The organism is Alicyclobacillus macrosporangiidus CPP55, assembly GCF_000702485.1.
Lineage (GTDB): Bacteria > Bacillota > Bacilli > Alicyclobacillales > Alicyclobacillaceae > Alicyclobacillus_H > Alicyclobacillus_H macrosporangiidus_B.
In genome coordinates this window covers 3,103,874-3,123,367 of sequence record NZ_JNIL01000001.1, presented here as the reverse complement: position 1 = coordinate 3,123,367, position 19,494 = coordinate 3,103,874, and the positions used below count along the sequence as shown (strand labels likewise).

Below are 19,494 nucleotides of genomic sequence, written 5' to 3'. Positions count from 1 at the left end.
AGCGCATGCAAAGACTCGCACTGTCCAAACCGGCCGCAGCCGTCGCGGCGGTGGCCGCCGCGATGGCACTGATTGGGCTGGCCGCCCAGCCGGGTGCGGTCCGGGGTCTGTCCGCGGCCGCCGCGCCGCTCAAACAGGTGGCACAATTGGCGCAGTCGACCCAGCAGGTGTATCAGAACACCAAGACTCTGTCTTCCGGGGTGCAATCGGTCGCGCTACAACTGCAACAGTTGGATCGGCAGGAACAGATCCTGCAGCAGACCGGACAGTCTCTGGAAGCGGCCCTAGCCACCCAAGCGGATCTGACCGCGCAGGGCGTGTCGTGGATGCGGGACATCCTCGAGCGGCAGCGGCAGACGCAAGCGCTGACCCACCAGGTGGCCGGGACCGCCCAGGCGATGGCGCCGGCCGTGTCCGACAACGCCTCCGGGATGATGAGCCTGGAGGCCGCCCTCCGGGATGCGTCCAACTCCTCTGCGGCGCTCAACGGACAGCTGGACGCCCTGCTTCGGGAGCTGGCCTCAGCCCAGCAGGAGTTCCGGCTGTTCGGCCAGTTGCAGCAGTTGCTGCCCATCGGGGTTTCAGGGCCACAGTCGGGACTCGGCGGCGTGACAGGCGCGGTGCGAAGCGCGGTCGGATCGGTGTTGAACGCCCTGCCTTGAACAACCTGCCCTGAGCGCCCCGCCCTGACCGCGGGGCGGAGGGAACCCATGGAGGTGGGACGCGGATGCGAACGTTTTGGATACAGGGACTGCTCTGGGGCCTGGGCCTGGCGGGCGCGGGCGCGTTCGGATACAGCCTCACGCAGCAGGCGGCCATCCAGACGCAGTTGAATCAGGCCATGGCCCGCATCGGGGAGTCGGTTGGGAAGACCTCCGGGATCGTTCAGGAGACCAGCGCCGAGCTCGCGCCGCTCACAAAGCTGACGGAGAACCTGTCAGGCATCGAGACGGCGCAGGAGCAGACGGCGGCCCATTTGCAGTCCATGAACGGGCACCTGGCCACCATCGGCCGGACGGAACAGCGGATCATCCAGGATCTCGACCGCTTGAACGCCGCCACCGGCCAGGTGGGCCAACACCTGCAACAACTGGCGCCGCTGACCACCGGGCTGCGGGATGCCACCGGCGCGGCGGCCGGCCAGGCCCGCCAGGAGGCGGACGCGGTGGCACAGATGAACGGGATGACCGGCCAGACGGTGGACCAGCTCCACCGGTTGAACAGCAAATTTGCCGCCTTGAAGGCGCTGCCGTGAGAGACTAGGCGGTCTTGGGCCAGCGCATACTAGCCCCGACGGATGGCCTTTGGCGGCTGTCCACAATGTCCGGGCAAAGGAGAGGTACCGGTGAGCACGATACCCGATCAGACGCTGGCCGATCTCATGGCCAACTCCCGCCTCATCGCCTCCGTCGGGCTGATCGACGATCCCAGCCGTCCGAGCTATCAGGTGGCGATGTACCAACAGTCGCAGGGATACAAGGTGATCCCGGTCAATCCCAACGTGGACTCCGTGCTGGGCCATAAGGCAGTGCGGACCGTGCAGGAGATCCCGGAGCCGGTGGACATCGTCAACGTCTTCACGCACGGCGACCAAGCGCCGAAGATCGTCGACGACGCCATCGCCAAGGGAGCGAAAGCCGTCTGGCTGCAGCCGGGCGTGGAGAGCCCGGAGGCCGAAGCCAAGGCGCGCCAGGCCGGCCTGCAGGTGATCTCGCACCGCTGCTTCAAGACGGAACACCAACGCCTGTTGTCACACCAGCAGATGTGACCGAATCCGAGCGGCCGGCCCTTCTCTTTGTGTTTGCCTGAGACCGCGGCTCCTGCTAGAATGCTGGTGAACATGTCCCGCACGGAAGGAGCCGTCCCGCGTGCAACTGTTTCTGCCTTACTTCAACGAGGCATGCATCCTGGCCAGCGCCGTCGCGATGGCCCTCGGTTGGTTCCAGATCCGGCGCCGCCGCGTCGAGGCGCACCGCCGCTTGATGTTGGCGGGCGTGGTGCTGGCGGCGCTGTTTTTCGTGACCTACGTGGCGAAGACCATCCTCATCGGCGACACCGCCTTCGGCGGACCAGAGCGCTGGCGCCTCCCGTACCAGGTGTTCCTGCAGGTGCACTCCGTGCTGGCCACCGTCGCCGCCATCCTCGGCATCATCACCCTCCGCGCCGCGTTCCGCGAGAACTTCTCCTTTCACAGGCGGATCGGCCCTTGGACCGCCTCGATCTGGTTCATCACGGCCGCCAGCGGCCTGATGGTGTTCCTGTTGCTGTACATCATCTTTCCGCCAGGTCCGACGACCGATCTTTTCCGCGCTTGGATCGGGCATTGATCCATCAAATCCAGGTTTCGCTTCCAGTTCCACGCTTGGAGAAACAGGAATTTCCCGCCCTTTGTCGAAATGAGAGGAAAAGGTGAATTTGTATGGCGAGGAGCGTTGACCTCCGTGGACCGACAACTGGGCTGGATTCCTGCCGTATTCCAAAATCGTGATTTTTCCCTGTTTTTCGCGGGTCAGGCGGTCTCCCGCCTCGGCGACAGCATGTTCACCATCGCCATCGTCTGGCTGATGCACGAGTTGACCAATTCATCGCTCTGGATGTCCGTGGTCCTTGCGGCGGGATTCATCCCGCACGTGGTGATCGCTCCCGTCTCCGGCGTGTTGGTGAACCGTTGGCACAAACGCCGCGTGATGATCCGCACCGACGTGCTGCGATTTCTGTTGCTTACGGCTCTGACCTCAGCCACTGCAGCGCACCACGCCGCACCGTGGATGCTCGTCGCGGCCAACCTCCTGTTGGCGACTGCCAGCACCTTCGCCACTCCCGCCTACGTCGTGGTGCAGAAACAGATTGTGCGCGAGCATCAGCTCATGCAGGCCAATTCCGTCAACCAGACGGCGCTCAACATCACGCAGATCATCGGCTACGCCGCCGGCGGCACCCTCATCGGCGTGCTCGGCGCGGCCGCCGCGTTCGCCATCGACGCGGTCAGCTTCCTGTGTGCCATCACCGCGATGCTGCTCATCCGCGTGTCGGAACCGGCGCTCGAACGCAAGCCCCTGACCGGGCTGAACTTGGTGCGCGACATCGCCCAGGGGGTACGCATCGCCGCCCGGTTCCCGCTCGTCCGCCTGCTGACGCCAGTGCTCCTGTCGTACACCTTCTTCGTGATCGCGGTCGAAAACCTGCTGCTGGTGCAGTACATCGCCAACACCCTGCACCAGGGGTCAGCGGCGGTGGGCGCGGTGAACGCCACGATGGCCGTGGGTGAGCTGGCAGGCAGCCTCCTCGTCACGTCCGTCACCAGACGCTTCCCCGTACAGAGGCTGCTGGTCTTCAACATGCTCGTCACCGGTCTGTGCGTCGGGCTCACCGGGATCGCCCCCAACGTCCCGGTCATCTGCGCCCTGTTCGGCATCGGCGGGTTCTGCATGAGCATGGTGAACATCACGTTTTTCACCAGCATTCAACAGGTCATTCCGTCGGAATCCCTGGCGGCGGTGTGGGGCATGGTCGCGGCCGTGTTCAACGCCGTGGTTCCGTTGGGCCAGTTGGTGTTCGGCGCGGTCGGGCTGGCCGTTGCGCCCGGCCCCTTGATTCTGATCCTCGGCCTGTGCGCCGCCCTGTGCGCTGCAGCCCCCCTCTGGTCCCCCGGGCTGCGCCGGCAGCTGCTCGTCGCCAGGCCCATGGAGGCGGGCCCCGCGCCTTGAGCCGATCGCGCCCGAGCCCCCCTCCCATGAATGTGCGGCTCACCGCGATGGGGCATACTTACTTCAGTGAAGCGGCTGTGTTACACTGTAAGTAAGGAGTGAAGCCCCATGGCGTTTCATCAGATGTGCCCCAAGTTTGAATCTGCCTTCGAACTGCTCGGAAAGCGTTGGACAGGCCTCATCATCCGCGCGCTGATGAGCGGTCCGAAGCGGTTTAAAGACATCTCCGAGATGATCCCCAACATGAGCGATCGCATGTTGGCGGAGCGGTTCAAGGAGCTGGAGGCGGCGGGCATTCTGGTGCGCAAGGTGTATCCGGAGACGCCCGTCCGCATCGAATACGAGTTGACCGAGAAAGGCAAGGGGTTGGGGCCGGTGATGGACGAGGTCCAGCGCTGGGCCGACACGTGGCTGGATCCCGGCCAAAAGCCGGACTGACCCTCCTGCGCCCCATTTTCTCCCCTCTCTTCCAATCTGCCCATCCTCGTACACACATACCTCTTCCGTCCGCATAATACTGTAGCAATGTCTGACATCCGGGGGCTGGGTGCCCGCTGCGGCACCGCAGACCCGCCGACGGAAGAGGGCGAACACCATGCGGTCCTTCGTGCGATCCTTCGTGATGATGCTCCTTGTGGCAGCGGCCCTGTGTGTGAACGCGTGCGCCCCGTGGGGGACCGCTCCGCCCTCAACCCTAAAACCGCTCGCGAATTCCACGCCAGACGAGCGAGAGTTCCCCGCGCCCGGACAGGACAACAGCGCGTCGGACAACCGGACCAGCACGGGCAACGGGGGCAGCGTCGACACCGGCAACTCGGACGGAGGAACGCCAAAACCGGCCGATCCGCCCCCGAAACCGGGACCCTCCGCTGCTCTGCCGCTCCTGCAGGCGGGGAGCCAGGGCCCGGCGGTCGAACGGTTGCAGCAGTTGCTGGGTGAGCTCGGCTATCTGCCCATGCGCTGGGTGCCGGACGGACAGGAGCCACAGACGCTCGACGATGAGTACCGGGCCGTGCAAAGCCCGCCGAAGGGCCGTTGGCAACCAGCCTACCCCAACACGCCTCAGGCGCTGACCGCGCTCTGGGCCGAATCGTCGTTCAACACCCTGGTGCAGGGCGCCGTGATGACGTTCCAAGAGGCGAAAGGCCTCGACACCGACGGGGTGGTCGGACCCCTGACCTGGAACGCGCTGATGCAGGACGCCCTCGCCCAACGCCACAACCCATTCGGGTACACGTTCGTCGTGGTCAACACACGCGTTCCCCAGACGCTGACCGTGTGGTGGAACGGGAAGACGGTCCTGACCTCCCCCGCCAATGCGGGGATCGCCCAGAGCCCGACCGTGCACGGGACCTTCCCCGTCTATCTGCGCTACCGCAGCCAGACGATGAGCGGGGTCACGCCGTGGGGTGAACATTACTCCGATCCGGGTGTCCCCTACGTCAACTACTTTTACGGGGAGAGGCGGTCCATGGTTTTGTCCGCGCCTCCTACGGCACGCCGCAGAGCCTCGGCTGCGTGGAGCTCCCCGTTGACAAAGCCGCAGTGGCCTGGCGCTACATGCACTACGGCACCCTCGTCCACGTGCAGTAATGCCAGGGTCCCCGATTCAGTGCATCTTGAGGAATGCCTCGATATCGGCCCGCTCGGGGATGCCGGTCTGGGCCCCGGGCCGCGTGACCTTGAGAGCGGCCGCCGCGGAAGCGAAGCGCAGTGCCTCGTGCACCGGCATCCCGGCGCCGCGCACCGCGGCGAACGCCCCGACGAAGGTGTCGCCCGCAGCGGTCGTGTCCACGGGCTGAACCGCGAATGCGGGCGTGAGGATGGGGTCGCCCGCGGGATCGACCCAGACCGAACCCTTGGCCCCGAGCGTCACCAGGACCGCCTCCGCCCCGCGGGCCACCAACCGGCGGCCCGCCTCAATGGCGTCATCCGGCGATTCCACGGGGACGCCGCTGACCGCTTCCGCCTCGGTCTCGTTGACGACGAGCACGTCGACCAGCCGCAGCTCCTCGTCGGACAGCGGCCGGGCGGGCGCCAGATTGAGGTAGACCTGGCGGCCCAGGTTTCGCGCCCGCCGCATGGCGTGCACGGTGGTCTCCCACGGCACCTCGTTCTGCAGCAGCACCACGTCGCAGGCGGCCAGGGCGTCCGCAGCGGCGTCCACGTCCTCGGGCGTCACCTCGCCGTTGGCCCCCGCCGAGAGGATGATGGTGTTCTCCCCCGACTCGGCGACCGTGATGAAGGCCAACCCGGACGAGCCCGGCTTGGTCCCGACCTTCGAGACATCCACGCCCGCATGAACGAGGGCCTCCCGCAGCGGGCCGCCGAAGGCGTCGCTCCCCACCGCCCCGACGAAGGTCACCGACGCCCCCGCCCGGGCGGCCGCCACCGCCTGGTTCGCCCCTTTTCCGCCCGGGATGTAGCGGGTCCCCAAGCCGTGCACCGTCTCCCCCGGCCTCGGGTGCCGGTGCACCGCGTTGACGATGTCCATATTGACGCTGCCCGCAACGAGCACCTTCGTCACAACCATCGGCCTCCAGTCGCCGCGCCTCCCACGGAGCGCGGCCGTGTGGCACCAGTGTACCACGCTAGTTGAACGGATTGATCTGGACGATCCCCGCCTCCCCGGCGTCGTCGCGCGCCAACAGGTAAAACGGGTGATGGCGCGGAATCGTGTACGATCCCGTATCCCAGCGGGCCTCCCACGACCCGTCCGGGCGAACTTCGGCCCGGGCGATCCGCTGGACGTTGCGGGCCGATCGCAGCTCCAGGTGATCCCCCCGGTGCACCACGTTGTCGGACGGCAGATAGTAGATGTCCACCGTCCGGCCGTGCCAGCGCTGGCGCGACAGGATGTGCACCAGCCGGCCAGTGCGGTACGCCATGATGACCGGCGGCAGGGATTGCGGCGTCACGGACAGTGTCTCCGGCGCCCCAGCGATGGAACGCGGCAGCACCTCCTGCACCGAGGCGGACGGCGCCTCCGACAACGCCCCGGCGCGGCGCCCGCCGTACAGCGGTGTACAGGCCGCCAACAGCACGCAGGCCGCCAGGCACAGCCACAGTGGTCTTGGCATGGGCTCCCTCCTGTCTGATGTCGGTCACAGGTAGTGTGCCCAATCTCCGCCAAAACCCGGCGATGCCCGGCGGCCGCTGGTCACGCGCAGCGAGGCCGCAACGAATCCACCACCGCCGTCGGGGCGCGCCTCACAACAGGTTCAGATGTACGGTGTCGAGGCCGAAGCTGTCCCGCAGGGCCTGCTCGGCCAGCTGCTCGCCCCACGGCACCCAGACCTTGTGGCCGCCCGAGACCACCCATTTGCCGTGGGCCTTCACCACAGCCTGCCAATCGGGCGTCAGCATCCACACGTACGATCCCGCCACGGCCATCGCCCGCAGCTGCGCCCACGATTTCCACTGGCCGTGATCCCAGGCGCCCCCGGCCCGGTAAATCCCCGCCCAGTAGCTGTTCAGCCAAGTGAAGTGCTGCCAGTGGAGACGCTGGTACACCGAGCGGCCGCTCTGAAGGGCGCCGAGGCCGATCAGCGCGTCGCGCGTCGAGTAACCGCTCACCCCCGAGTACGCGCCGCCCGTGTTGTCGTACCGGAAGCCGCCGCTGGCCGAGTCGTAGAAGGACAGCAGTGCGCTCAATGGCGTCCCGCCCGGCTTGGCCCAGGACTGCGGATCGATCCCGAGGCTCTCCAGCGCGTCCACCACGACGCCGGTGGAGTCCGCGTTGCTGGTCTTGCCACCGTTTACGAAACCGCCGTCGTCCGCCTGTTGGGTTTTGAGAAACGCGATCGCCTTGGCCACCGCCGGGTTGTCCGCAGTGTAGCCGAGCAACGACAGCGCCACCAGGGCGCTGGCCGTGTCATCCGCGTCGCTGCTGCTGTACTGCGACGAGTACCCGAACCCGCCATCGTCGTTTTGGTGCGCCAACAACCACTGAGCGGCCGCGGCGCGGTTGTACGAGGCGCCGCCCGCGTCTTCCAGGGCGATGATGGCCCACGCCTGGGCGTTGATGAGGTCGGTCCCCGTCCTGTCCAGGTTGTCGGCGAACTTCCCGGCGTCCTGGCCGGAGGTGAGCTGAGCGCGGGCCAGCTTCGCGACCACATCGCCCGACTTCGTCTGGTGCGGATCCTCCCCGGCGGCCAACGCCCCGAGGATGAATCGGGCGGCGTCTGTGCTGGTGGAGAGCCCCGATGCCTCCGCGTCGAGCGCGGCATTGACCTGCCGCTTCCCGGTCGCCGCAAAGGTCGCGATCGCCGTCCAGTCGGGCATCTTCGTCGCCTGCTTCTGCCACATCCACTGGCTGGCGGACGCAGCCGTGCTCTGGGCGGAGGGCGCCGCCGTCTCCGGATGCACTGCCGACGACGGGTTGCCCTGCGAGGTGGAGGTGGAGGCGGCGGAGACCGCCGATGACGTGCCGGATGCGGATGGAATGGACGCCGGCGTGGCGGCCAGGGCCGCCGGCACGCCGGTGCATACGGTGACGAGAGCGGCCGCAGCCGCCTGGGTGATGCGTTTCATGATCATCGCTCCTCTCCCATGGATGACGTATATGGACTCGCCGGCTGCGGAAGCCGGCGGCGAAACCGTTCCAAGACCGACAAGGTCGGCCGGCCCGCGGCCGCTGCGAAGGCCGCATTCGCCAACGCGTGCAGGGTATCGAACCAGATGCTGGCGGCGCACAGGGCGAGATACGCCGTCCAGGTCGGGCGGCCGCCCCCGAGAAGAGACCAGGTGTTCATGACCCAACCGAACAGATACCCCCACGCGAACCCGAACGGGATCAACGCCCGCCAGGTCAGGCGCGGCCACAGGCGGCGCAGCCAGCCCGCGGACGCCCCCGCCATTCCCCAGGCGGCCATCTGCCACGGGGTCCAGCCGCCCTCCCCCAGGAACACGTTCGATCCGATGGCGGTGAACGCCCCCACCGCCGCCCCGGTGACGGGGCCAAGGGAGAACCCGCTGGCCAGGATCAGGAAGGTTGCTGGCTGTACCCCGGGGATGCCCTGCATCGCCGCCCGCCCCACCGATGCCAGAGCGGCCAGGGTGGCGACAAAAGCGATGGACTTCGGATCGGACGCGTACGCCTCATATAGCTCGAGGGCGGCATAGGCGCCGAGCAGCAGCGCCCCCGCGGCGGTGGCGTACCACGGCCAGCCGAGCCAGGCGCCCGCGAGCACCACGGCGAGCGCCGCCAAGCAGGCGATCACGGCCAACGCGCGCCGCGCTCGAGCCGCCGAAGGGCCGCCGCCCGGAACCGGTCCGGCGGGCACGGTCCCCACGGGCGGTTTTGCGCGCCCCCTCACCGCGCCCACCCGGCCGCCACGGCGTCGGCCAGACACAGGATCCCAGGTGCCACGCCGCGCAAGGCGCGGGCCAGCACGGGGGCGAACCAGAGGGCCTGTCCGAACACCTCACCCGGGGTGCCGGACAACACCACCTGGCCCTGATCGACGAACAGCACCCGGTCGGCGAACTCGGCGACGAACTCCAGGTCATGCGTTGCCACCGCCACCGTCCGGCCGCTCGCCCGCAGCCAGCGGCCTAGGGCCTGCTTCTGCGCCGGATCCAGCCCGCGCGTCGGCTCGTCGAGCAGCAGCAACTCAGGTTCCGCCACAGCCAGGGCGGCCAGCGCAACGCGCATCCGCTCCCCGCCCGACAGATCCCGCGGATGGCGGGGAAGCAGCGGATCGATCCCGAAGGCCCGCGCGACCTCCGCCACGACCTCCCGAGTGCGCGCCTCGCCGGCCCCCTGAAGGCGGAGCGACAGCCCCAGCTCCTCCTCGACGGTCTCCTGGCTCAGGAGATCGTTCGGATTCTGCGGGAGGAAGGCCACGCGCGAGGGCGGCGCGCTCTCCGCCTTGGCCGCCCCCGTGCGGAAGCGGCTCCCCGCCCGCCGGCCCGGCGGGTCGGCACCCCGGAGCGCCCCGGTGAGTCGGCCCCCGGCCAGGGGCTGCAGGCCCGCCCACACCCGAAGCAAGGTCGACTTGCCTGCGCCGTTGGGGCCGATGAGCGCGGTCACCCGACCGCGCACCAGCCCAGCCGTGCACTCGTCGAGGGCCCGCACGTCCGAGGGCGGATAGAGGAGCACCGCCCGTTCGACGCCGATGGCGATGTCACCCTCGGTATCGCGTCCCGCGCTCGCCTCGGCCTCTCCGGCGGGAGGCCTCCTGCGGCGCCCGAAGTCGTCATCCGCGCCGTCCGCGGCGACGCCCTCCCCGCCGCGGCACTGCGGTCCCTCTCCGCTGGGCGCGCGCAGTCCCTCCCCGCCGTCCGCGCGCAGCCCCTGGCGGATCCGCTGGCGCACCTCGCGGACGGTCAGGGCCGGCACCTCGGACGCAGGCCACAGACGCGCCAGCACCGGAGCGTTGGCGGGGTGTACCTCGCGCAGCCAGGCTGCCACCTCCCGCGGCGGCCCCAACTGCACCAGCCGGCCCTGGGAAAGGACCGCGACCTGGTCCACCCAGCCGTACAGCCGGTCCACGCGGTGCTCGCTCATGACGAGGGTCAGACCGAAGTCGTCCCGCAGGCGGCGGAGAACGTCCCAGAGTTCCTCGGCCGCGACCGGATCGATCTGCGACGCCGGCTCGTCCAACAACAGCACGCCGGGTTGGTGCACCAAAGCGGCCGCCAGCGCCACGCGCTGGCGCAGGCCCCCGGACAGCGAGGCGACGGGATCGCCGGCCCGGTCCGACAGGCCGACCATCGCCAGCGCTTCGGCGACGCGCCAGCCCATCTCTTGCGGCGGCACGCCGAGATTCTCCAGGGTGAACGCGACCTCGCGCGCAACGGTGGCGTGCACCTGCTGCGCCTCCGGGTCCTGGTACACCACACCGATGCGCTGAACCCGGTCGGCGGCGGACATCTCCTGCGGCGAGAGGCCGCCGATGCGCACCCGTCCGGCCATGGTCCCGCCGTAGAACGCGGGACAGGCCCCCGACAGGCACTTGAGCAAGGTCGACTTGCCTGACCCGGTGTCCCCGTGCAACAGCAGCCACGTCCCGGGCGGAACGGTGAGGGACACGTCCTGGAGAGCGGGCGCCTGCGCGCCCGGGTAGGTGTAGCTGAGCCCTTCCACCTGGACCTCAAGCACCCTGTCTCCCCCCCGTCCACGCCCCCGCCGCCAGCGCCAGCGCCGCGGCGAGCACCTCCGTCCATCGCGCCGGCCCTCCGGCGAGAGGCAGGAGCGCCATGAGGGCGGCGAGCGCGCTCACCCCCGCCAGGAGCGCGTCCTGGCCGCGCCAGCGCGGCGGCCGGTAGGCGGTGCGCCCCGGCGCCCCGTACCCCCGCGCGTACATCGACTCCGCCAGCGTCCAGGCGCGCTCGAGCCCATTCATCAGCAGGGTCTGGTAGACCACCGCCAGCATCCGTACGCGTTCGCGCAGCCCGCCACTCGACAGCGCCCCCGCGCGCAGACGGAGCAGCTCCGCCACGCGATCCCGCTCGCGCAACAGCTGCGGCACGAACCCGACGACCATCTGCACCGTCAGCCCAGCGCGGCCGAACCGGCGCCCCAGCCAGCAGGTGATGTCGTCCGGCCGCACCACGCGCCCGAACCACGCCATCCACAGGAGCAAGTTCCACAGCCGCAGCCCGCGCCGAACGGCGTCCTCCAGGCTGCCGGGGGTGATCAGCAGCGTGCCGAGCCCGGGGATGTGAGGGCCCCGCCACCAGACCGTCCCCGCCACCGTTCCGAACAGACTGCCGATGGCCATGTACAGGACCAGGAAGGGGAACGCCCACCACACCGCCCCCATCCCCGAGCCGGACCCCGGCCCGCGGGCCATTCGGTGATGTACGGCCATGGCCGCCACCAGAATCGCCAGGAGCACCTCCCACGAAGCCGTGCGGTAGACCACCACCCCCCACGCCAACGCGCACAGCCCCATCGCCGCCGGGTGCGGGCGCGGCCGCCAGCGCGCGCGCCTCATCCCTGCACCTTCGCTGGGTCCCAGCGATGGTAGTCCCAGGTGTCCACGTCGCCCGCGTGCGGGTAGATGTCGGCCGCCCCCACCTGGGCCTGCTGGCCGTTCACGTAGAGAAACCAGTCCACCGGCTGCCGTTGGTTGACCGGGACGCCGGTCCATTGGGATCGGATGCCGTTGATGGACACCATGAAGTTATCCCCGTACGCGGTGGCGATGGTGAAATATTGATGCATGTAGTCCATGAGCGACTCCCCCGTCACGACGGGCACCGTCTTTTTGGCGATCACGGTGGCCCCATTGTCCTCGCTGACGACGATGGTGAACTCTCCCGCGCCCGGTTTCGCCGGCTGCGCCGGGGCCGGTTGGGACGTGTGCGCCGGAGAAGATGCGGCCCTGCCGCTCCCACTTTCTCTCCCGGCGCCACGGGTGGAATGGCCACCATTGCCGCTTCCACTGGTCCCAGTAGCAGTCTGGGCGGCAGTCTCCCCGGCCTGGGACAGGCCCGCAGCGCCCGGACCGCCTGCCGGACCTGCCTCGCCACCAGCCGAATCGCTCCGCCCGCCGGCCGGTTTGGCTTCCGCCGTTGAGGCCGCGGCCGCAGATCCCGGAGAGGCGGCATTCTTCCGCTCCAGCACGGCCCCCGCCCCGGTGCCGGAAGCGGTCGATCCCGCGGCGCTCGCTTCCCCCGCGCCACCTCCCGCGGCCCCATTCACGGCGGCCGCCGCATTTCCGGCCCCTGCGGCCGCGGCCAGCCCCGCGTCCACACCGGCTGGCCGATGCGCGTGCGTCGCCCCGTAGAGGACGGCGACCGCCGCCATGCCGAGAATTCCCCCACGCCACGCCCAATGCCGCAACGTCCTCATCTCCTTCCGCACCGGTGCCCCGCCTGGCGTCCACGTACACCCGCCGCATTTCACGCGTGAACATGGAAAAGGCTCCCGCGGAGGGAGCCTTGACGATGTGCGTTGTGGACGGTGCGTTCCGCCCTGCCCCCGGCTTCCCTCCGAAGCGGGTGGCATCACAGGCTGCGGCTGGTCTCCTGACTCGTGACATGCCTACTGTCTCGCCTTCCCACCTTGCGGCAGTGGCCCTGAGAGTTCGTAGTCACTTACAGTAGCGGGGGCTGTTCCGGACTTTCACCGGATTCCCATTTCACTCGCAATGCGAGACCGCAGCCTGTTGGATTCAATTGTCCGTATCTGCCAAGGACGGAACCATCTGTCTCCGCCCTGGTGCAAGGCTTGACAGGGAAAGTATACGCCAGGGAAAGCCCGGCAGGCAATCCGTCACAAGCGCGTGCTCAGCGACCGAGGGGCGAGGGCCCTGGAACGGGAGTGGTACGGGTACGCGAGGGCGTTGACGATTCTGTCCGGATCCGGACCACCTATCCTGAAAATATTGGGACGCCAAGATCTTAAAAAGGGTATAGAAACCCAGCCCCATCACAGACGGTGCATGGGAACAGGCCGCTCAGGGCTACATAGTCGGTTTTCAACTGTCCCACACAGGGACGAATTCCTTGTGATTACGCCGTGACAGCCTCGGTCTGTTCCTTGAGTACGGAAACCATCGCACTGGGCACGGTAATGGGCGGTGTGCACAATTATGTAGGCGGGCAGCTCGCGCTTGTTCAGTCGCCCATCATACGCTGGAGCAATTGACGCCGGATCTTGCCGTTCGCCCCGCGCGGCAGGTTCGTGGACCAGACGTACTGGGCCGGGCACTTGAAGCGCACCAGCGCACTCTCGCACATCGCCTGCAGCTCCCGCTCCACTTCCGCCGTGCCCGTGCCGGGCACCGCCTCGACGAACGCCACCACGCGCTCGTTGTACAGCTCATCAGGTACCCCAATCACCGCCGCGGCGTGTACCCCCGGGTGCCGAAGCAGCACCTCCTCCACCTCACGGGGGCTGAACTTCTCGCCCGCCCGGTTGATGAGTTCCTTGCGCCGCCCTGTGATGTACACGTACCCGTCGTCGTCCTGAAAGCCGAGGTCGCCTGTGCGCAGCCACCCGTCTGCGAAGCTGTCCGTGCCGCCGCTCTCGTACCGTTCGATCACGCTGGATCCCCGGATCTGGATCTCCCCCGTCCGCCCCGGTGGGAGGGGGCGGCCTGCGTCGTCACAGATGCGCAAATCGATCCCTACGGGTAGGCCTACCGATCCCGGCTTACGCTGCTCCGGGGGCAGCGGATTGGTACAGATCTGGCCGGCCGCCTCGGTCATCCCGTACGACTCCACCACCGGTACCCGGAAGCGCCGTTCAAACGCCTGCCAGTGCGCAACCGCGAGCGGGGCGGAAGCGGACCGAACGAAGCGCAGCCGGCTGGGGGTTGCATCAGGCCCCTCTCGTCTCAGCAGGATGTTGAGAACCGTCGGCACCGCCGACACCCAGGTGACGCCAAAACGCGCGATATCGTCCCAGAAACGTGACGCGCTGAAACGGCGCGCCATCACCAGTTGGCCGCCGGAGAGGAGCGTCGACAAGAGGACAATCACCTGAGCATTGATGTGAAACAGCGGTAGGATGCAGTACGCGACATCGTCCGGAGACAAACGATGGCTGGCGATCACGTTGTTGGCCGCAGCCCACAGCTGTCCGTGGGTGAGCAGCACGCCCTTCGGCGTGCCGGTTGTGCCGGAGGTGTACATGAGCACGGCCGGAGCGTCCTCGGGTACATCGGACACCAGCGGGTCCCAGCGGCACGCGGCGGAGACGAGCGACGGATCCGCAACCGCACGCCGGTAGTTATTGCCGGCCGGGTCAGGCAACGGGCCGGAGAGGGGCAGGCGAACAAGCGGGATCGAGAACCGGACGGGACAGTCCGGGCCGGCGATGGCCGCCGACGCACCGCTGCGGCCGATGGCGGTGTCCGCCTCCTGCTGGGAGAGTTCGGGATGAAGCGGACAGACAACCGCCCCCATGCAAAGCAGCGCGATATACACCGCAGCAAACGTGTACGAGTTGGACAGCATCACGACCACCCGTTGGCCTGGGCGCACCCCGGCCTCATGCAACCGCCGGGCAACGGACGCGGCGTCCTGCCACAACTGTCTGCCAGTACAGGCTTGTTCCTCAAACCAGATCCGTATCCGCGCCGGTTCACCGGCCAAATCTATCAAGCGATTCGTCAAATGGGACATGCCTCCGACCTCCTTTTGTTTTCGCGAGGCGTCGATCACGCTTTCGCCCGCACCTCCGCCCAAGAGACGTGCGCGCCGGCCTCCTCGATGCTCATGTGCGCGGTCTCGCGGCCCCACAGGAGGAACGGACCGGCCAGCATGGCGAGTGCAATGCCGATGCAGAGGAACAGCCACCGTGCGCTGTGGGCATCGACCAGGTACGGGATGAAGTAGAGAGTCACGCCGCCGGACAGAACGCGCGCGCACATCTCGGCAAGGTATACGCCCTCTCCGCGCAGGACGGTCGGATACTGTTCCGAGACCACCAGCTTCGAGACCGGGAACACGCCGAGGCCGAAGAACGAGGTCAGCAATCCGGCAGCGGCCGTCACCCAGGCGCCGGACGACACGGCGAACAGGATGCAGCCGATGCTCGCCAGCGCTACGTACGTGCCGAGTACGGGCTTGCGGCCGAAACGTTCCGCCAACCAGCCTTGGCATACGGAGCCTACGCCGGCGATACCCATCATCAGTCCGGTATAGGTGATTGCGCTGTCAGCGGGCAGCCCCTGCGATACGAACAGGGTCGGACCGAATACCTGCAGTACGTAGAAGAGGATGAGTGCACCGGTCAACTGCGCCATCACCATCAGGCTACGGCTAAGGTAGGGGTTGCGTAGCAACAACCGCAGTGCGGCCCGGTTGGGGGGGCGAACGGCCCGCATCAGGGCGGCAGCGGCGTCGTCGCGCACCGTGGCGTCGTGCGGTAGCCCGGCCTCATTCTCCAACTTCCACACCAGCGCTTCGACTTCTCGCCCGCGCCCCTGGCGCAGCAGGAAGCGCGGGGATTCCGGCAGCCACAGATACAGTGGAATCAACAGCAAGAGCGGGAGGCCGCCCATCAGGAACGGGACCCGCCAAGCAAGATCGGACGAAAAGTGATGCAGCGCCCACACGGAGACAAGATTGGGCACCATGTAGGCTGCGGTGAGGATGCCGTTGGAGATGCCGACGCTCAGCGCCCGCCGCTTCGTCTGCACAAACTCCGAGAGATAGGTGTAGGGCATCGGCAGCACGGCGCCCTCGCCGAGGCCGGCCAACACGCGCACCGCGAACAGGCCGGCGAACCCGTGCACCAGCGCGCCGAGCATGGTGAGTACGGAGAACGACATCATTCCCCACAGAATCACCTTGCGCCGTCCGACCCGGTCCGCCAGGATGCCAGAGGGGATCATACCGAGCACAATGCCCAGTGTTGACGCCGCACCGAGCAACCCGGCCTGCCCATCGTCCAATCCCCAAGACTTCTCCAACGTCGTCATCACCGGCCCGACTATCCCGACGTCAAACGCCTCCGCCAACCACACGAACGACAACAGTGCCACAATGCCGATCACGGTTTTCGTCAACGGGATGCGCTCCAAGCGGGCCAACAGGTTGGCGTCTTGCGCAGAGTGGCTGCTCATCTCCACCGCCTCCTTCAAGGAAATGGGTTGTATCGAACCGTGTCACACAGACAGCCTGCCGTTGGCCTGCCGCGGCTCGGGCATCATCGCGCCACATGCGAGAGCGATCCGGCCGCACTCCGGACGGGCTTCGTCTTTTTGCCGACGACGTACCCGAGCCAGGGCACGCGGCCGATGGCGTATGCAATCCCCGCCGAGGTCAGGTACACGAACAGAATCCCGGCCGGCAGCAGCCACAGCCGCACGGACGGGGAAGCTTGCAGCGTCGCGACGGCGTCGTCCATGACGTGCAGGGCAAACGGGTGAATCAGGAACACCCCGAAGGAGGCGCCGCCGAAGAATGTCACCGCCTGCGTCAATCGGCGAACACGCGCCTCTTTGCGCACCATTGCCCAGCGCAGGCCGAGGTACCACAGCGTGATCGTCACCAACAGGCTGTACGGGACCATGATGGGCTGCAAAACCATCACCGCGGTCTCCTCCGGCTCACCGAGCCACAGCCGGTCGATGAGGTAGTGGCCAACGAGCACCGCGAGCCCGGCGGCCAAGGCGGTGTACAGCCAGCGGGGGTGGCGCAGAACGAACGACTTGACCTGCTCGTAGTGAATGGCGAGCAGCGCCCCGGCGACGAACCAGAACTGGTATGTCAGCAGGAAACGGTCCCGGTAGACGAACAGCCAGCGGATCCAGGCGGGGACTTGGGCGGGATCGAGGGGCTGTAGGTACAGCTTGTTGATGGCCATCAAGGCGAGTTGAAGCCCGAAGCTCGCCGCAAGCACCGCCACGTGTCCGCGCCGCCACCGGCGCAGGCCGTCGATGAGAAGCGGGAACACGAGGTACAGCTGCATGGAGATGACGAGGAAGTACATGAAATACTCGTCGCCGGTCAGGACGGCCTTCCCGTACGTGCGCAACAGTCCAACCGGTGACCAGTCGAAGTTCTGAAAGTAGGTACCGGTGTACAGGACATAGGCGGCATTCCAAAACAGGTACGGTATAACAATCAAGGTGAACCGCTTCTTCCAAAACGACTTGGCGGAGAACGGCCGCCGGTAGTAGTTGACGAACAACACCAACCCGGTGATGAACAAAAACGCCTCGCGGGTGAAGTGCAGGACGCTCATGGCGGCATCCAGCGCCAGATTGCGCACCGACAGGGGCGTTTCGAAGGTGTTGAAGAACGAAATGACGTGCACGCACACCACACCGAGGATGATGATAGCGCGCATCAGATCAATCTCGTACAGGTGACGCTTCCCGCCCATGCTGGATCACCCTTCCCGCCGAACGTTCGGTGAGCCTGGTTGGCCGGTCGTCCCGAGGTCTCACCCGGCAACGATTGACATGACTAGCCTATCCCACGAAAATTGAATTCAGCTTGAACGGGGAATAATTTCCTGGTTCTGGTTGGAATGAGGTGATTCGGATGTGGACGGGACGGCGAGTGCCACGTACGGGCAAGCGTGTGAGGAGGCGGCTGTGGGGGATGGGGACGGGGAGCCTGACGGGGTCACACATGGGGTTGCGCCTGGGTCGACATGCAGCTGTCGTGGGCCTGGTAGGACTCGCGGTTGCGGGGACTGCGGGCAGTTGGTGGTGGTGGCAATCTCGCTGCCCGGACACCCGTGCTGCCCTGACGCAGGACTGGATCGAGCGGATGACCGGAGGGTTGGCGGGCCGTGAGATGCGCATCCCGGTCCTGGTCTCAGGCCGGCCGATCACGGTGATGGCGGTCGGCGGCTCGGCGGCCTACGGCTGGCACGACGACGGGCCTGGCTACTTGGCGCGGGCGATGCAGGCGTTGTCCGCTCAGTCGAAGGTGCCGATTTACTTTGTGAATGAATCCAAGGTGGGCTACGGCCCGGGCAAGCTCGCGGACGCCTACCCGGGACTGTTGCAATCTGTGCAGCCGCAGGTGGTTATGATTGCCTGGGGACTGCTTAATGACATCTCGCACAAGACCCCGCTGTGCACACTGAGGAGCCAGGTTCGCAGCGAGATCGACCTGGCCTTGCGCCAACACCGAGTCGTGACGGTGGTAACACCGCCGGTATCGGTAGCGTCGTACACGCAATATCGGAATTCCGAACCTGAGTACATCCAGAACGAGGTCGAGGTGGCGGAGAGTTTCCACAGCCCGAACGTGTATGTAGTGGACCTGTTCGGACAGATGAAGCAGTACCTGGCGGACCATCATCAGACGATCGACATATACAAGTCGGACGGGTGGCACCCAAATACCGCCGGGCACGTCCTCGCGGGCCAGCTGTTGGCTGGCGATTTGGCAAAGGTGTGGCCGGTGGCACCGGCCGGGGGTGGTTGAATTGGGCACGTGTGGGGGCACGTAACCACTCCAAGTAAGTCCGGCAATCATGCCGAAGAACACCTAAACTCTCTCTGGATATGCTTCACGTGGTATTTTCTAACATTGACGTCTTTGATGTTCGCCTTTTTCAGGCCAACTCGGAGCGACCGCTCAATACCACGATGTTATGCATTAGTACGTGATTGCTAAGGTTCTTCTGCAAGGTGTTGATGTGCGTTTGGTACTGCAGGATCGAGTTTTCGGGCCAGTATTTCCATCGCCCTAACACGACGGTCCACCGCCGGTTCTCTCCCATCCCGTACACCCGGTCAGTCCAAGAATTGGATAACCTTCAACAAACATTGTTGGAGTAAGAACATTTGACGACCGTACAAGCTCAAACAGCCGCTCCTTGCGCTCATGCAACGGCTCGCTCATATGGCTCCGGGTGTAAAGCACATCGAACGCGACAAACGTCACAGGGTGCGTTTGTGTCGCCTCCTGGATGCGACGTGGTTTGGAAGTCATCGAACACACTCCGGCCGTCACGGAGGCAGATGCCTTCATCAGTTTAGAATGGCCGAGTGTGCACGAATGGCGGCAGCCACCTCGCGGAGTTCCGGGAATCGGTCTGTGACGATCCGGCCGTTGCGCGTGAAAGCCTCAACGCTGTCTCCCTGCTTGTACAACAGGATCCGCCAACCGTCCCATTTGGGCTCGCACGCTTCCTTGTGCATGGTCGCAAACATCGGATTGATCGGGGTAAACAGCATAGGTCTCACCTATGTTGATCGTGGCAGTACTACGGGGTTTTACCAATTGGGAGATGATGGAACCTCCCATTTGACCTGTGACTGCGGATCTCTTAAGGCTCATCAGAGGTTTATTTCGTGCGAGTGCTCAGGGTGAGCATGTGGAGCTGTAGCCGAAAGGGCCGGATCCGGAGATGACGTGG

At 66.6% G+C, this 19,494-nt stretch carries 20 protein-coding genes, 2 pseudogenes and 1 riboswitch; of the genes and pseudogenes, 8 read left to right on the top strand and 14 right to left on the bottom strand.

What is annotated here, in order from left to right; translation table 11 throughout:
* The first annotated feature begins 5 nt into the window (after window positions 1–5).
* From N687_RS21365 to N687_RS0115490, 6 genes are all read left to right on the top strand, one after another.
* The gene (locus N687_RS21365) at window positions 6–662 is read left to right on the top strand and encodes a hypothetical protein (protein WP_035462400.1); all 657 of its coding nucleotides are present in this window, start codon (window positions 6–8) and stop codon (window positions 660–662) included.
* Between the two features lie 65 nt (window positions 663–727).
* The gene (locus tag N687_RS0115510; protein ID WP_029422725.1) at window positions 728–1,255 is read left to right on the top strand and encodes a hypothetical protein; all 528 of its coding nucleotides are present in this window, start codon (window positions 728–730) and stop codon (window positions 1,253–1,255) included.
* Between the two features lie 90 nt (window positions 1,256–1,345).
* Window positions 1,346–1,768 (top strand): CoA-binding protein, encoded by a 423-nt coding sequence (locus N687_RS0115505; RefSeq protein WP_029422724.1) that lies wholly within the window; start codon window positions 1,346–1,348, stop codon window positions 1,766–1,768.
* Window positions 1,769–1,868: 100 nt separating this feature from the next.
* Window positions 1,869–2,327 (top strand): DUF420 domain-containing protein, encoded by a 459-nt coding sequence (locus tag N687_RS0115500; RefSeq protein ID WP_029422723.1) that lies wholly within the window; start codon window positions 1,869–1,871, stop codon window positions 2,325–2,327.
* A 114-nt stretch (window positions 2,328–2,441) separates the two neighbouring features.
* Window positions 2,442–3,707 carry an MFS transporter gene (locus N687_RS0115495; RefSeq protein ID WP_029422722.1) on the top strand — a complete coding sequence of 422 codons (1,266 nt, stop codon included), beginning with the start codon at window positions 2,442–2,444 and terminating at the stop codon, window positions 3,705–3,707.
* A gap of 108 nt (window positions 3,708–3,815) precedes the next feature.
* The gene (locus N687_RS0115490; RefSeq protein ID WP_029422721.1) at window positions 3,816–4,145 is read left to right on the top strand and encodes a winged helix-turn-helix transcriptional regulator; all 330 of its coding nucleotides are present in this window, start codon (window positions 3,816–3,818) and stop codon (window positions 4,143–4,145) included.
* Between the two features lie 256 nt (window positions 4,146–4,401).
* Here the strand turns inward: N687_RS0115490 and N687_RS24890 are convergent, their stop codons facing one another.
* The gene (locus tag N687_RS24890; RefSeq protein WP_231493501.1) at window positions 4,402–4,749 is read right to left on the bottom strand and encodes a hypothetical protein; all 348 of its coding nucleotides are present in this window, start codon (window positions 4,747–4,749) and stop codon (window positions 4,402–4,404) included.
* Here N687_RS24890 and N687_RS25570 point away from each other — a divergent pair.
* Window positions 4,663–4,854 (top strand): annotated as a pseudogene (locus N687_RS25570) (hypothetical protein); the annotation flags it as partial. The gene N687_RS24890 and the pseudogene N687_RS25570 overlap by 87 nt on opposite strands.
* Here the strand turns inward: N687_RS25570 and N687_RS24885 are convergent.
* The 11 genes from N687_RS24885 to N687_RS0115435 all read right to left on the bottom strand — a co-directional run bounded on the left by N687_RS24885 (window position 4,770) and on the right by N687_RS0115435 (window position 17,499).
* A complete protein-coding gene (locus tag N687_RS24885; RefSeq protein WP_231493500.1) occupies window positions 4,770–4,961 on the bottom strand; it encodes a hypothetical protein in 192 nt (63 codons plus the stop codon). The pseudogene N687_RS25570 and the gene N687_RS24885 sit on opposite strands and share 85 nt — an antisense overlap.
* 355 nt (window positions 4,962–5,316) lie before the next feature.
* Window positions 5,317–6,234 carry a ribokinase gene (gene rbsK / locus N687_RS0115480; protein ID WP_029422719.1) on the bottom strand — a complete coding sequence of 306 codons (918 nt, stop codon included), beginning with the start codon at window positions 6,232–6,234 and terminating at the stop codon, window positions 5,317–5,319.
* Window positions 6,235–6,298: 64 nt separating this feature from the next.
* A complete protein-coding gene (locus N687_RS0115475; protein ID WP_029422718.1) occupies window positions 6,299–6,787 on the bottom strand; it encodes a hypothetical protein in 489 nt (162 codons plus the stop codon).
* 130 nt (window positions 6,788–6,917) lie between these two features.
* Complete coding sequence (locus tag N687_RS22425) at window positions 6,918–8,240, bottom strand: prenyltransferase/squalene oxidase repeat-containing protein (protein WP_197029297.1); 1,323 nt, start codon at window positions 8,238–8,240, stop codon at window positions 6,918–6,920.
* A gap of 2 nt (window positions 8,241–8,242) precedes the next feature.
* Entirely contained in the window at window positions 8,243–9,034 is a 792-nt protein-coding gene (locus tag N687_RS0115465; protein ID WP_156040173.1) for an ECF transporter S component, read from the bottom strand.
* Window positions 9,022–10,812 (bottom strand): ABC transporter ATP-binding protein, encoded by a 1,791-nt coding sequence (locus N687_RS0115460; RefSeq protein WP_051663322.1) that lies wholly within the window; start codon window positions 10,810–10,812, stop codon window positions 9,022–9,024. The genes N687_RS0115465 and N687_RS0115460 overlap by 13 nt, the downstream gene beginning before the upstream one ends.
* A complete protein-coding gene (locus N687_RS21355; protein WP_035462396.1) occupies window positions 10,805–11,650 on the bottom strand; it encodes an energy-coupling factor transporter transmembrane component T in 846 nt (281 codons plus the stop codon). Before N687_RS21355 ends, N687_RS0115460 begins: the two co-directional genes overlap by 8 nt.
* Window positions 11,647–12,501: a DUF4430 domain-containing protein gene (locus N687_RS22420; RefSeq protein WP_029422714.1), complete on the bottom strand. Its 855-nt coding sequence runs from the start codon at window positions 12,499–12,501 to the stop codon at window positions 11,647–11,649. The genes N687_RS21355 and N687_RS22420 overlap by 4 nt, the downstream gene beginning before the upstream one ends.
* 157 nt (window positions 12,502–12,658) lie before the next feature.
* A riboswitch (cobalamin riboswitch) is annotated at window positions 12,659–12,836 on the bottom strand.
* 441 nt (window positions 12,837–13,277) lie between these two features.
* Window positions 13,278–14,789, bottom strand: a complete 1,512-nt coding sequence (locus N687_RS0115445; RefSeq protein WP_029422713.1) for an AMP-binding protein — start codon at window positions 14,787–14,789, stop codon at window positions 13,278–13,280.
* A 35-nt stretch (window positions 14,790–14,824) separates the two neighbouring features.
* Window positions 14,825–16,234, bottom strand: coding sequence for an MFS transporter (locus N687_RS0115440; RefSeq protein WP_029422712.1), 1,410 nt, complete (start codon window positions 16,232–16,234; stop codon window positions 14,825–14,827).
* A gap of 83 nt (window positions 16,235–16,317) precedes the next feature.
* Window positions 16,318–17,499 carry an acyltransferase gene (locus tag N687_RS0115435; RefSeq protein ID WP_051663320.1) on the bottom strand — a complete coding sequence of 394 codons (1,182 nt, stop codon included), beginning with the start codon at window positions 17,497–17,499 and terminating at the stop codon, window positions 16,318–16,320.
* A 221-nt stretch (window positions 17,500–17,720) separates the two neighbouring features.
* On the opposite strand from N687_RS0115435, the gene N687_RS0115430 reads away from it, so the two are divergent.
* Window positions 17,721–18,557 (top strand): SGNH/GDSL hydrolase family protein, encoded by an 837-nt coding sequence (locus N687_RS0115430; RefSeq protein WP_051663319.1) that lies wholly within the window; start codon window positions 17,721–17,723, stop codon window positions 18,555–18,557.
* A 130-nt stretch (window positions 18,558–18,687) separates the two neighbouring features.
* On the opposite strand, the pseudogene N687_RS25565 reads toward N687_RS0115430, so the two are convergent.
* Window positions 18,688–18,867 (bottom strand): annotated as a pseudogene (locus N687_RS25565) (hypothetical protein); the annotation flags it as partial.
* Between the two features lie 238 nt (window positions 18,868–19,105).
* Window positions 19,106–19,312, bottom strand: coding sequence for a hypothetical protein (locus tag N687_RS22415; protein ID WP_051663318.1), 207 nt, complete (start codon window positions 19,310–19,312; stop codon window positions 19,106–19,108).
* Window positions 19,313–19,494: the final 182 nt, after the last annotated feature.